Source organism: Mycobacteroides abscessus ATCC 19977 (assembly GCF_000069185.1).
Classification (GTDB): domain Bacteria; phylum Actinomycetota; class Actinomycetes; order Mycobacteriales; family Mycobacteriaceae; genus Mycobacterium; species Mycobacterium abscessus.
In genome coordinates, this window is record NC_010397.1 from 1,636,732 (window position 1) to 1,649,140 (window position 12,409).

Sequence of the window (12,409 nt, forward strand, 5' to 3'; positions counted from 1 at the left end):
TGTCGCCCGTGACTGAGCGGACTCTGGTTTTGATCAAGCCCGATGGTGTGCGACGGGGACTTGTCGGTGAGGTGTTGAATCGGATCGAGCGCAAGGGCCTGACACTGGCCGCGCTCGAGCTGAAGAACGTCGATGACGCGACGGCCCGGGCCCATTACGCCGAGCACGCGGAGAAGCCGTTCTTCGGCTCGCTGCTGGAGTTCATCACCTCGGGTCCGCTCGTGGCGGCAGTGCTGGAAGGTCCGCGTGCTATCGCCGCGTTCCGCCAGATCGCCGGCGGCACCGATCCGGTGGAGAAGGCGGCGACCGGCAGCATCCGCGGCGACTTCGCCCTGGAGACCCAGGAGAACCTGGTGCACGGTTCCGACTCGCCCGAGTCCGCTGCGCGTGAGATCGCGCTGTGGTTCCCTGCGCTCTGACCCAATCGATCTGATCTGAAACCCACGAGTGTGCGGTTTGCGTCGGTTCCTCCGGGAATCTCGACGTAAACCGCACACTCGATTACGTATATGGGTCGCCTGATGGAGCCCATTTGTGTCTTGGTCCCCGCTACCTGATTCGTATGGGATACTGACTGTGGGTCACGGCACATGCGGCCACAACCGGCCAGCCACCGACCCGAATGACGACACGGCGAGCGCGGTTGCCCGATCGGACTACACCGCAGCACGTCAAGCCATCATTCCAGCCAGGCACCGGGTGGGTTCGGAACTGCGGTATAGCAGCGACGGATCGCTCGGAGCGAGACCACCACAAACCCGGACCTACCCGGGTACATAGAGAGAAAGCCCTCGCGTGGCCGCGTCTAAAGACGCGCCCGGGGGCTTGAGGAGAATAAGTGGCCGACTATGAGCTACCAGAAGACCTACACACCAGCGCTCCAGAAGGGGAACACGCCGCGCTAACGCCGGACACCCCGCCTGCCCCAGCTGAGCAGGGAGAACTTCCCGAGAAGCTGAGGGTGCATTCCCTGGCGCGCGTTCTGGGAACCTCGACACGCCGCGTGCTCGACGCGCTGTCCAACCTGGACGGGCGCGCCCGCAGCCCGCACTCCAATGTCGACAAGCAGGACGCGGCCAAGGTGCGTGAGGTGCTTGCCAATGAGGCGGAGGCGGCTCCCGTAGTCGCCGAGACACCGGCCCCGGTGGCTGCCGAGGAAGCGCCCGCCGTCGTCACCGGCGACTCGGCCGATTCGGCAGAAGACCCCGACAACCCGCCGACCACGCCCATCCTCATCGCCGAGGCGACGGTCATCGAGGCCGCCGCGGTGCCGGTGCCGGCAGCCGCTGCTCCTACCGCATACGACTACGGGCCACTGTTCGTGGCCCCACAGGCTCCCGAGCCCCAGGAACGGCCCGCGCCCGTCCGTACCGAGAAGGCCGAGGACGTCGACGAGGACGCCGGTGAGACGGACGATTCCGACGCCGATGGGGAGGGCGATGGCGATCGTCCGGCACGTCGCCGGCGGCGGGGACGCCGTGGCCGTGGCCGTGGACGCGGCGAACAGGGCGGTGGCGAAGGCTCCGACGACTCCGGTGACGATGCGGCAGCCGAGGGTGGCGAGGCCGCCGAGGGCGATGACGCCGCCGACGGTACCGGGGACGATTCGCCGGCGCCCGACGGTGACGAATCGAATGCCGAGGACGGTGACACTCCCGAGGGTGCCAGTCGCCGCCGGCGCCGGAGACGTCGTCGCAAGGCCGGAAGCGGTGACGACGGGGATGGCCCGTCGGATGACGATCCGCCGAACACCGTTGTGCACGAGCGCAAGCCGCGTGCCGAGCGGGGCGACGAGATTCAGGGGATTTCCGGTTCCACCCGCCTGGAGGCCAAGCGCCAGCGCCGCCGCGACGGCCGCGACGCCGGACGGCGCCGGCCCCCGATCCTGACCGAGGCCGAGTTCCTGGCCCGGCGCGAGGCCGTCGACCGGGTGATGGTGGTGCGGGACAAGACCCGTTCCGAGCCCCCGCACGAGGGCGCCCGCTATACGCAGATCGCTGTTCTCGAGGACGGTGTGCTCGTCGAGCACTTCGTGACGTCGGCGGCCTCCGCGTCGCTGGTGGGCAACATCTACCTCGGCGTTGTACAGAACGTGCTGCCGTCCATGGAGGCGGCATTCGTCGACATCGGCCGCGGCCGCAACGGTGTGTTGTACGCCGGTGAGGTCAATTGGGACGCCGCCGGTCTCGGCGGCTCCAACCGCAAGATCGAGCAGGCCCTCAAATCCGGTGACTACGTGCTGGTTCAGGTCAGCAAGGACCCGGTGGGACACAAGGGCGCACGGCTCACCACCCAGATCTCGCTGGCGGGCCGCTACCTCGTGTACGTGCCAGGTGCGTCGTCAACCGGCATCAGCCGCAAGTTGCCCGATACCGAACGTCAGCGCCTCAAGGAGATCCTGCGGGACATCGTGCCGGCGGACGCCGGTGTCATCATCCGCACCGCCTCGGAAGGTGTGCGGGAAGAGGACATACGCGCCGATGTGCAGCGGTTGCAGGAACAGTGGCAGGGCATCGAACAGAGTGCCACGGACCTCACCTCCAAAGCGTCCGGCGCTGCCGTGGCGCTGTATGAAGAACCCGACGTGCTGGTCAAGGTGGTTCGTGACCTGTTCAACGAGGACTTCTCCAAGCTCATCATCGAGGGTGACGCCGCGTGGGACACCATCGATGACTATGTGAAAACGGTTGCCCCCGATCTTCTTTCGAGGATTGAGCGGTACGAGAGTGGTGAGGGTCCGGACGTGTTCGCGGTGCACCGCATCGACGAGCAGCTGGCCAAGGCACTGGATCGCAAGGTGTGGCTGCCCTCGGGGGGAACCCTCGTGATCGATCGCACCGAGGCAATGACGGTTGTCGACGTCAACACCGGGAAGTTCACCGGAGCCGGCGGCAACCTGGAAGAAACCGTCACCCGCAATAACCTGGAAGCTGCCGAGGAGATCGTGCGGCAATTGCGTCTGCGCGACGTCGGCGGCATCGTGGTCATCGATTTCATCGACATGGTGCTCGAATCCAACCGCGACTTGGTGCTGCGGCGTCTCACCGAGGCGCTGGGCCGCGACCGCACCCGTCACCAGGTGTCCGAGGTGACGTCGCTGGGATTGGTGCAGCTGACTCGCAAGAAGCTGGGTACCGGGTTGATCGAGGCGTTCTCGTCCACCTGCACGCACTGCGCGGGCAGGGGAATCGTGCTGCACGTCGACCCCGTCGACAATGCGAGCAACGCGTCCTCCCCGGCCAAGAAGGCCGAAACCGGACGCCGGGCCAAACGGTCCCGCAAGGGTAAGACCGACGATGTGGTGGTTGCACGCACACCCTCGCACCCCCAGGGCGAGCATCCGATGTTCAAGGCGATGGCGGCGGCCAATGGCCACCACGAAGATGATGAAGACGCGGACGTGAACGAGGATGCGCTGGACGACGACGCGCTCGAGGAGGTCGAGGAGGTCGAGGAGATTGTCGAGACCATCCAGAGCGCCGAGACGCCAGACAACGTACCGGACCAGGACGAACCCGAGCACGAGCCGGCGTCGGCGGGCAGCAATGCCGCGTCGGAGCCGTGGGCCGAAGGTGCACCCGAGGCCGCTGCCACCGAGCCCGGGACGGCAGAGCCCGAGGCTCCGGCAGCGACGCCCGAGCCCGCTGCCGCGGCGCCCACCAGGCCCCGGCGCAGGCGTTCAGCGGCCCGTGCCGCGGGGCCTCCGGTAGAGCACTAGGTCGCGCGTTTATCGCTCCTGGCAGCGTTCCCGGAAATCGCCAAGTGGTCGACGAATCTCGTGCAGATCGGCCTTGACTTGCGGATTTTCCTCTAGGTACTGCTGGGCACGTTGGCGTACCTGATCCTTGGGGAGGCCCTTGAGGCCGGTGAAGAAGTCGTTGACGTCCGGATGCGTGAACAGGTACGACGACGTGGCGGCGGAAACGCCGGTCGCGACGCCCGCCAGGTCAGCGGCCGTGCAGTTGGGCGGGGGATCGGCCGCGGCCATGAGGGGTCCGGCCAGCGACGCGGCGACCGCGCATAGCCCCGCGGTCAACTTGTGCGCGACACGTGCTGTCATGATGACTCCTCTGTTTTCGAATTCGTCAGCGCGATAACGATATTGGTCAGCGTGGCCGGACGATGCTGCCTCCGCCTCCGCCTCCGCCGCCGGGGCGGCCGGGACGCCCGAAATCGGGCGGCGGTGACGGATTGACGGTGGGCGGGGGCGGTGATTCGTGATCGGACCCCAAGATGATGTCCATCTCCCAGTTGTCGCAGGACCAGTCGCTCTCGCAGGGGTAGGGGACGTATGGCGTCGAGGACGTCGTGCTTCCGCCGCCACGCACGTCACCCTGGGCGCACAAGGTGGTCCCGTTCGCGTTGACACAATCGGCCGCGGCGGTCGGCGCGACGATGACGCCGAGCGCCGAGAGGGGGATCACCACGCCGGCCGAGAGGTAACACCGCATCGTTCGCATAGCCGCACCTTCGCGCTCGGGGGCCGATCGCCCGTCCGATCTGTACGGTTATCAGCGGCGGCCCGGGCTCGGTGAGGGCAGTTTAGTTCCGATCACACCCCTGCCGAGCGTGATTGGGGCCTTGGCATCGTCGGCCGCAGGGGTGCCGGTTTGACCCTTAGCCCGCTGGTCACGTACCCTTAGGACCTTAAGAAGACCGTCGCGAGGCTTCCGGCCCGCGGCATGCGGCCCAGCGGAACAACCGAGCGGGCCCACCCACGATCCAGACGCGTCAACCGACCTGGTTGCGCGCGTCCGAACAGCAGAGCAGAGGTAGACGCAACGATGGCGACCTACGCAATCGTCAAGACTGGTGGCAAGCAGTACAAGGTTGCCGTCGGTGACCTGGTGAAGGTCGAGAAGATCGACTCGGAGCCCGGCTCCTCGGTGCAGCTGCCCGTTGCCCTGGTCGTGGACGGCGCCACCGTCACCACCGATGCCGACAAGCTGGCCAAGGTCGCAGTGACCGGTGAGATCGTCGAGCACACCAAGGGCCCGAAGATCCGCATCCACAAGTTCAAGAACAAGACCGGCTACCACAAGCGGCAGGGTCACCGTCAGCGGTTGACCGTGCTCAAGGTCACCGGAATCAAGTAGGAGCGTCTGACACATGGCACACAAGAAGGGCGCGTCCAGCTCGCGCAACGGTCGTGATTCCGCCGCACAGCGGCTCGGCGTCAAGCGGTTCGGTGGCCAGGTCGTCAAGGCCGGCGAGATCCTGGTTCGCCAGCGCGGCACCCACTTCCACCCCGGCGTCAACGTCGGTCGTGGCGGCGACGACACCCTGTTTGCGACCTCGGCGGGCACCGTCGAGTTCGGCGCCCGGCGTGGTCGCCGGGTCGTCAACATCCTCCCGGTCGACGCTTAATTTGTTGTTCAGTGTCCGGCCTTGACCGAACACTGAACAGTTGAAGGAGGCTCCAAATGCCTCGTTTTGTTGATCGCGTTGTCATCCACGCCAAGGCAGGTACCGGCGGTCACGGCTGCGCTTCGGTGCACCGCGAAAAGTTCAAGCCCCTTGGCGGGCCCGACGGGGGTAACGGCGGACGCGGCGGCAGCGTGATCCTCGAAGTAGACCCGCAGGTACATACCCTGCTGGACTTCCACTTCCATCCGCACCTACAGGCGCCCAACGGTACCCAGGGCATGGGGGGCCACCGCAACGGCGCCAACGGTGATGATCTGATCCTCAAGGTGCCCGACGGTACCGTCGTGCTCGACGATGACGGCCGCATCCTCGCCGATTTGGTCGGCGCGGGGGCGCGTTTTGATGCCGCCGCCGGTGGCCGGGGCGGACTGGGCAACGCGGCGTTGGCATCCCGCGCGCGCAAGGCACCCGGTTTTGCCTTGCTCGGCGAGGCCGGAGCCGAAGTAGACCTCACTCTCGAACTGAAAACTGTCGCCGATGTGGGGCTGGTCGGTTTTCCCTCGGCAGGGAAATCCTCTCTGGTCTCGGTGCTTTCGGCCGCCAAGCCGAAGATCGCCGACTATCCGTTCACGACATTGGTGCCCAATCTCGGGGTGGTGACCACGGGCGAGAACTCCTTCGTGATGGCCGATGTGCCCGGACTTATTCCCGGCGCCGCCGAAGGGCGCGGACTGGGGCTGGAATTTCTGCGCCATATCGAGCGCTGCGCCGTGCTGGTCCACGTTGTCGACTGTGCGACGCTCGAACCCGGCCGTGACCCGGTCTCCGATATCGACGCACTGGAAAATGAGTTGGCGCGGTACCAACCCACGTTGCAAGACGACTCCGTGCTCGGCGACCTGGCCGACCGGCCGCGTGCGGTGGTGCTCAACAAGGTGGACGTACCCGAGGCCGACGAGCTTGCCGACTTTGTCACCGAAGAGGTTTCCCAGCGTGGCTGGCCCGTCTTCAAGGTGTCCACGCTGACCCGGGACGGACTGCGGCCGTTGACTTTCGCGCTGTGGGAGATGATCGTGGCGGCCCGCGCGGCCCGCCCCGAACCCGTGAAGACCCGCCCGGTGATTCGGCCCATTCCCGTCGATGAGAGCGGGTTCACCGTTTCTGCGGACCCGCAGAATCCGGGTGGCTTTGTGGTGCGTGGTGTGCGCCCCGAGCGCTGGATTCGACAGACCAACTTCGAAAACGACGAAGCCGTGGGCTATTTGGGCGATCGATTGGCACGTCTGGGTGTCGAAGACGAGCTGCTCAAACTCGGGGCGGAGCCCGGCTGTGCGGTCACCATCGGCGATATGACATTCGACTGGGAGCCGCAGACGCCGGCGGGTGTCGACGTGACCATGAGCGGACGCGGTACCGACGCGCGCATCGACAAGACAGATCGGGTGGGTGCGGCCGAGCGCCGCCAGGCCAGGCGAGTGCGACGTGGGCAGGTGGAGCCGGAGTGAATCCAGGTGCGCAGGCGCGTGAGGCCATTCGCTCGGCGCGCACCGTCGTGGTGAAGGTCGGCACCGCCGCACTCACCGATGAGACGGGGACCTTCAGTGCCGACCGCATGGAATACCTCGTCGAGGTCATCGAAGGCCGGATGAAGGCTGGATCCGATGTGGTGATCGTGTCCTCCGGGGCGATCGCGGCGGGCATGGTTCCGCTCGGATTGACCAAGCGCCCAACGGATCTGGCGACCAAGCAGGCGGCGGCCAGCGCTGGTCAAGTGGCCCTTATCGGCGCCTGGAGTGCGGCCTTCGCGCGTTATGAGCGCACCGTGGGCCAGGTGCTGCTGACCGCCCACGACATCTCGATGCGCGTGCACCACACCAACGCGCAGCGCACCCTCGACAGACTCACCGCATTGCACGCGGTTGCCATCGTGAATGAGAACGACACCGTGGCTACCAACGAGATTCGTTTCGGAGACAATGACCGCCTCTCGGCGCTTGTCGCGCATTTGGTGGGCGCCGATGCGCTGGTGTTGCTCTCCGACATCGATGGACTCTACGATTCAGACCCCCGAAAGGGGAACGCGCGCTTCATTTCTGAGGTGAGCGGCCCCGAGGACCTGGCCGACGTGATCGCCGGCCCTGGCGGTTCGCGTGGTACTGGAGGAATGGCCTCCAAGCTCTCCTCGGCGCTGCTGGCTTCCGACGCCGGTGTGCCGGTGCTCTTGGCCTCGGCGACAGAGGCGGCGGCGGCACTGGGAGACGGCTCTTGCGGAACCGTTTTCGCCGCGCGGCCGCAACGCATGTCCGCCCGCAAGTTCTGGGTGCGTTACGCCGCCGAGGCCACCGGTTCACTGACGCTGGACGCCGGCGCGGTACGCGCGGTCGTGGCGTCCCGGCGTTCGTTGCTGCCTGCCGGTATCACCGGGGTGTCCGGACGCTTCCACGGGGGCGATGTCGTTGAGCTCCGCGACGCGGACGGCACCATGGTCGGCCGGGGTGTCGTCGCCTATGACGTAGCTGAATTGGCGACCATGCTGGGCCGCTCCACCAACGAACTCCCCGAGGATCTACGGCGCCCCGCCGTGCACGCCGACGACCTCGTCACCTGAGCGGTTCACGCATTTGCTCGAAAGAGTGGCACATCGCAACGGCGCCTGATAGAAACGTTCAGCTAGTTTCCAGCTTGGGGGTGTGCCCTGGGCTTCGTGTGGGAGGGTTCAGATGACAGGCCGGATTACGGGGATTGTCAGCGCCTTGGTGGGCGCGGTAGCACTGGTGCTGGGACTGTTCGGCTCGATGGCAGTGGCCACCGCCTCGCCGGATACCGCCGAAGCGCAAATCAAGGGCCTGATCGCCGGTCAGCTGAGCGCACTGCAGGCCGTCGACGCCGTCGCGTACGGCGCCACCTACTGCGCCGACTACCGCGACAAGGTGGAATCCGACCACAGCCAGATGTTCACACCGCCGGATGCCACGCGGCTTGCGGGCGCCAACTCCAAGAAGCTGCGCGCCAAGATCAAAGAGGTCTTCCCGCTGGCATCCAGTGATGCGGTCGAGTCCTTTGTGCAGGCGGTCGCCGACGAAGATCAGGGCGCGGTGGACGCCGCCTGGCACCAGCTGTGGGCGAGCTCGTTCGCGAAGCTGTCGTATCGGGTGAAGAGCGTCGACGTCACCGGCGACAATGCCGAGGCCGTGGTCGCCGTTCGGGTTGGCGGCAAGAGCAGCAGCCAGCGCTGGGAGTTGGTGCGCGAGGACCAGGAGTGGAAGGACTGCACCGCGCCGCCGGAGCAGGACACCATCGAGGGCATTGTCGGCGGCCAGGGCCGCCAGGGTCTGCTGGACGCTCCCCTGACAGGGGAGTAGTCCGCCGGTACCGGTTCTTTGGACCGCGTATGACTGGCGATGTCCTCTCGACCGTTTGGCCCTCTCGACCGTTTGGTGAACGCGATTTCCGCACGGCGCCGACTGGTAGGTTTGCTCGGTGAGGGTGCACGAGCTGATCTGGACTGATAGAAATTAGCTCGGAGGTAAGTGATCTATACGAGCGAGGGTAGTCATGGTTTGCCGGAGATGGGCTGCAGCGGTGCTGGTGGGGGCCCTGTTGCTGGGCGGTGTGGGTTGTACACGAACCGTCGAGGGTGACGGTCAGCCCAACGCCGAAGCGCTAGCTGCCGTGCATGACGAGAAGCAGATCAACGACCTGGTGCAGCAGCAAAACACCTACGCCGGAAATTTTGACTTCGCCAAACTCGCCGAGACCAAGTGCGCCAAGTATCGGGACGCCACGGCCCAGGGCGGACCGCCCATCCCCGCGATGAACGAGATCGTGCCCCCGGAGATCGCCACCACCCCGGGTGCCGGCGACGCGCTGCGCGGGTTGTTGGCCCAGAAGTTCCCCACGGTGCCACCCGATGTCATCAGTGCCGTGGTGGACAGCCTCGTCAATCAGGACGAGCCGGCGTATCAGGCCGCGATGCGCAACCTGCTGAAGTCGCTCATCGTGGTGAAGGCCGAGGTGCAGGACATCGAGATCAAGGGCGATCAGGCCACCGCGGAGCTGACGGTCACCACCACAACCGGCGACAAGCCGCCCAAACGTGAGCAGCAGACCGTCAAGTTCGTCAAGGAGAACGGCAAGTGGCTGGACTGCAATCCGCCGGGCGCCGGTAGCTAGCCGGACGTAACGGACACCGCATCCCACGGCGATAACGTCGTGTGAGGTATCGCAGCCCAGGGGAGGGAACCATGAAGCGCATGCTCGCCGCCACGGCGCTCACCGCCGCACTGACGGCTCTGGGCACCCCCGCGGTCCATGCGGCGCCGAACCGTGAGGCGGTGACCGAACACGTGCGCGCCTGGGAAAAGGCGTACAACGATGTCGACACCAACAAGATCGGCGACTTGACCTGCGACAAATACCGCGACCGCGAGACCGCGAACAATGAGTCGCGGATTCCCACCTGGGACGACTTCGTCAAACCCAGGGACCTGTACGCCAAGTTTCCCAAGCTCACCCAGGAAACGCTTGATCAGCTACTCGATGCCGCCAAGCGCAAGGACGCCGCAGCCTTTCGGCAGGCGTCGGTTCAGGTGGTGCGTGAGAACGCGCATCTGACGGTCACCAATATCGACAAGATCAACGTCATCGAGGCCAAGAACGCGACGGTCACGGTGACCACCTCATCGGTGTGGGGCAACGATTCGCCCAAGACCACCACCTCCGATTGGTATCTGACCTACGAGCGTGACGCCTGGCGTTACTGCAACCCGGTGATCACCGTTCGCTGACTCAGGACCCCTTGAGCGACAGCTCGATCCTGGCGCCGGTCGGCGCGCAGTTTCCGGCTCCCGCGCGCAGCGTGGCCAGCGCCCCGGCCACATTCGCACGCCGGAGGGCAGTCTCGGCACCCTGGGGCCACCAGGCGGCCAGCACCCCGGCGAAAACGTCACCGGCGCCGGTGGTGTCCAGCGGTCGCACCGGGTAGGACGGCACCGTGATCTGCCCTTGCGGACTGCGGTACCGAGAACCCTCGTCGCCGAGGGTGGTCACCAGATGGCGCGACGGGTACAGCCAGGACCGCGCCTCGGTTTCGTTGACGACGACCACGCTCGCCCGAAAGGCCAGCTCCGCTAGGTCGGGGGAGCGCTCGGGTACGGGAGAAGCGTTGAGCACGAATTGCTTTCCGGCCTCGGCGGCCCAGCGGGCCGCGGTCAGCGCCACTCGCACCGGAATTTCCAACTGGCACAGCAGCACGTCGTGCGAGCAGATGATGTCCTTGTGCACCTTCTCGTCCAGGGTGAAGGTGGTATTGGCCCCGGGCGCCACCACAATGCAGTTCTCACCGGAGTCCTCCACGGTGATGGTGGCCATTCCGCTGGGGCCGTCGACCTCGACCAGGCCGTCCAGACCAACGTTGTTGTCCGCCAGGTGAGATCGCAGCATCGGCGCCGCGCCATCGGAGCCCACCGCGCCGATGAACTGCACCGAGGCGCCCGCACGTGCGGCTGCCACGGCCTGATTGGCGCCCTTGCCTCCCGGAGCGGGCATGGCCGATGTCGCCAGCACCGTTGCTCCAGGGGCGGGAAGCTCCTCTACCCGCAACGTCAGATCCATGTTGACGCTACCGAGGACGCATACCGTGGCTAACTCAGTCACCCGCCTAGGTTAGTCCTGGCGCAGCTACATTCCGGGCACCCGGATACCCTGACACGATGAGCGTTTCAACCAACGAGTTGGCTCCTGGAGCCGCGGGGTCGGCGGCGTCCGCTCCGGTGACCGAAGCGCCTGCGACAGCGGACCTGCGCGCGGGCGTTCATGACGCCGCTCGCCGGGCGCGTGTGGCCGCCCGCGACCTGGCCCGTCTGACAGCCGATGCGAAGAATTCCGCACTGCTCGCGGCCGCCGACGCGATCGTGGCGTCCACCGATTCGATCATCGCGGCCAATGCCGACGATCTGCGGCGCGCGCGGGACGCCGGCATCGGCGAGGCCATGCTCGATCGATTGGCCCTGGACACGGCCCGGGTGGCCGGTATCGCCGACGGTTTGCGTCAGGTCGCGGGTCTGCCCGATCCGGTCGGCGAGATACTGCGTGGCTCCACCCGTCCCAATGGGCTGCGATTGCGCCAGATCAGGGTGCCGCTCGGGGTGGTCGGCATGGTGTACGAGGGGCGCCCGAACGTCACGGTGGACGCATTCGGGTTGACCCTCAAGTCGGGCAACGCGGTGCTGCTCCGCGGCAGTTCCTCGGCGGCAACCTCCAACACCGAGCTCGTGCGGGTGCTGCGCAGCTCACTGGTCGCCAGTGGCTTGCCCGCCGACACGGTCCAACTGCTCGACAGCCGGGACCGGGTGACCGTGACTCACCTCATCCAGGCGCGCGGGCTCGTTGACGTGGTGATCCCGCGCGGTGGGGCCGGCCTCATCGACGCCGTGGTGCGTGACGCGCAGGTACCCACCATCGAAACCGGGGTGGGCAACTGCCACGTGTACGTGCACGCCGATGCCGACCTTGCGCTGGCTGAGCGGATTCTGTTGAACTCCAAGACCCGTCGGCCCAGTGTGTGTAATGCCGCGGAGACGCTGTTGATCGACCGGGCCATAGCGGAGGTCGCCGTCCCGCAGCTGGTCGGCGCCTTGCAGGCGGCCGGAGTGACCGTGCATGCCGATCTTCCCGTGCCGGGCGTGGTGCCGGTGACCGAGGATGACTTCGGCACCGAATACCTGTCGTTGGACATCGCGGTCGCGCTGGTTGATGGTCTCGACGCGGCGATCGAGCACATCGACCGGTACTCCAGTGGGCACACCGACGCCATCGTCACCACGAACCTCAGTGCGGCCCAGGAATTCACCGATCGTGTGGACAGCGCCGCCGTGATGGTCAACGCCTCCACCGCGTTCACCGACGGCGAGCAGTTCGGATTCGGTGCCGAGATCGGAATCTCCACCCAGAAGTTGCATGCCCGTGGTCCCATGGGGCTGCCCGAACTGACCACCACCAAGTGGATCGTCCTCGGCGACGGTCAGATCCGTCCCGCCTAACA

General features: G+C 66.4%; 13 protein-coding genes. 10 read left to right on the plus strand and 3 right to left on the minus strand.

Features of this window, described 5'->3' with window-relative positions; genetic code table 11:
- Positions 1-8: 8 nt before the first annotated feature.
- Positions 9-419 carry a nucleoside-diphosphate kinase gene (ndk, locus tag MAB_RS08285; protein ID WP_005060204.1) on the plus strand — a complete coding sequence of 137 codons (411 nt, stop codon included), beginning with the start codon at positions 9-11 and terminating at the stop codon, positions 417-419.
- Positions 420-838: 419 nt separating this feature from the next.
- A complete protein-coding gene (locus MAB_RS08290; RefSeq protein WP_012296446.1) occupies positions 839-3,718 on the plus strand; it encodes an Rne/Rng family ribonuclease in 2,880 nt (959 codons plus the stop codon).
- 9 nt (positions 3,719-3,727) lie between these two features.
- Here MAB_RS08290 and MAB_RS08295 read toward each other — a convergent pair whose 3' ends face one another.
- Positions 3,728-4,060 carry a heme-binding protein gene (locus MAB_RS08295; protein WP_005084922.1) on the minus strand — a complete coding sequence of 111 codons (333 nt, stop codon included), beginning with the start codon at positions 4,058-4,060 and terminating at the stop codon, positions 3,728-3,730.
- Positions 4,061-4,106: 46 nt separating this feature from the next.
- Positions 4,107-4,460, minus strand: a complete 354-nt coding sequence (locus MAB_RS08300; RefSeq protein WP_005084926.1) for a hypothetical protein — start codon at positions 4,458-4,460, stop codon at positions 4,107-4,109.
- 324 nt (positions 4,461-4,784) lie between these two features.
- Between MAB_RS08300 and rplU the strand changes: the two genes are divergently transcribed.
- The 7 genes from rplU to MAB_RS08335 all read left to right on the plus strand — a co-directional run bounded on the left by rplU (position 4,785) and on the right by MAB_RS08335 (position 10,154).
- Positions 4,785-5,096 (plus strand): 50S ribosomal protein L21, encoded by a 312-nt coding sequence (gene rplU / locus MAB_RS08305; RefSeq protein WP_005060209.1) that lies wholly within the window; start codon positions 4,785-4,787, stop codon positions 5,094-5,096.
- A 13-nt stretch (positions 5,097-5,109) separates the two neighbouring features.
- The gene (rpmA, locus tag MAB_RS08310) at positions 5,110-5,367 is read left to right on the plus strand and encodes a 50S ribosomal protein L27 (RefSeq protein ID WP_005060213.1); all 258 of its coding nucleotides are present in this window, start codon (positions 5,110-5,112) and stop codon (positions 5,365-5,367) included.
- 56 nt (positions 5,368-5,423) lie between these two features.
- The gene (obgE, locus tag MAB_RS08315; RefSeq protein ID WP_005084930.1) at positions 5,424-6,872 is read left to right on the plus strand and encodes a GTPase ObgE; all 1,449 of its coding nucleotides are present in this window, start codon (positions 5,424-5,426) and stop codon (positions 6,870-6,872) included.
- Positions 6,869-7,975: a glutamate 5-kinase gene (proB, locus tag MAB_RS08320; protein WP_005060218.1), complete on the plus strand. Its 1,107-nt coding sequence runs from the start codon at positions 6,869-6,871 to the stop codon at positions 7,973-7,975. The genes obgE and proB overlap by 4 nt, the downstream gene beginning before the upstream one ends.
- A 112-nt stretch (positions 7,976-8,087) precedes the next feature.
- The gene (locus MAB_RS08325; protein WP_005110174.1) at positions 8,088-8,729 is read left to right on the plus strand and encodes a hypothetical protein; all 642 of its coding nucleotides are present in this window, start codon (positions 8,088-8,090) and stop codon (positions 8,727-8,729) included.
- Between the two features lie 220 nt (positions 8,730-8,949).
- Positions 8,950-9,540 carry an MTB12 C-terminal domain-containing protein gene (locus tag MAB_RS08330; protein WP_005084936.1) on the plus strand — a complete coding sequence of 197 codons (591 nt, stop codon included), beginning with the start codon at positions 8,950-8,952 and terminating at the stop codon, positions 9,538-9,540.
- Positions 9,541-9,611: 71 nt separating this feature from the next.
- On the plus strand, positions 9,612-10,154 hold the full coding sequence (locus tag MAB_RS08335; protein ID WP_005060223.1) for a hypothetical protein: 543 nt from the start codon (positions 9,612-9,614) through the stop codon (positions 10,152-10,154).
- A gap of 1 nt (position 10,155) precedes the next feature.
- Here the strand turns inward: MAB_RS08335 and MAB_RS08340 are convergent, their stop codons facing one another.
- The gene (locus tag MAB_RS08340; RefSeq protein WP_005114163.1) at positions 10,156-11,022 is read right to left on the minus strand and encodes a ribokinase; all 867 of its coding nucleotides are present in this window, start codon (positions 11,020-11,022) and stop codon (positions 10,156-10,158) included.
- 56 nt (positions 11,023-11,078) lie between these two features.
- Here MAB_RS08340 and MAB_RS08345 point away from each other — a divergent pair, with 56 nt between their 5' ends.
- On the plus strand, positions 11,079-12,407 hold the full coding sequence (locus MAB_RS08345) for a glutamate-5-semialdehyde dehydrogenase (protein WP_005110175.1): 1,329 nt from the start codon (positions 11,079-11,081) through the stop codon (positions 12,405-12,407).
- Positions 12,408-12,409 lie beyond the last annotated feature (2 nt).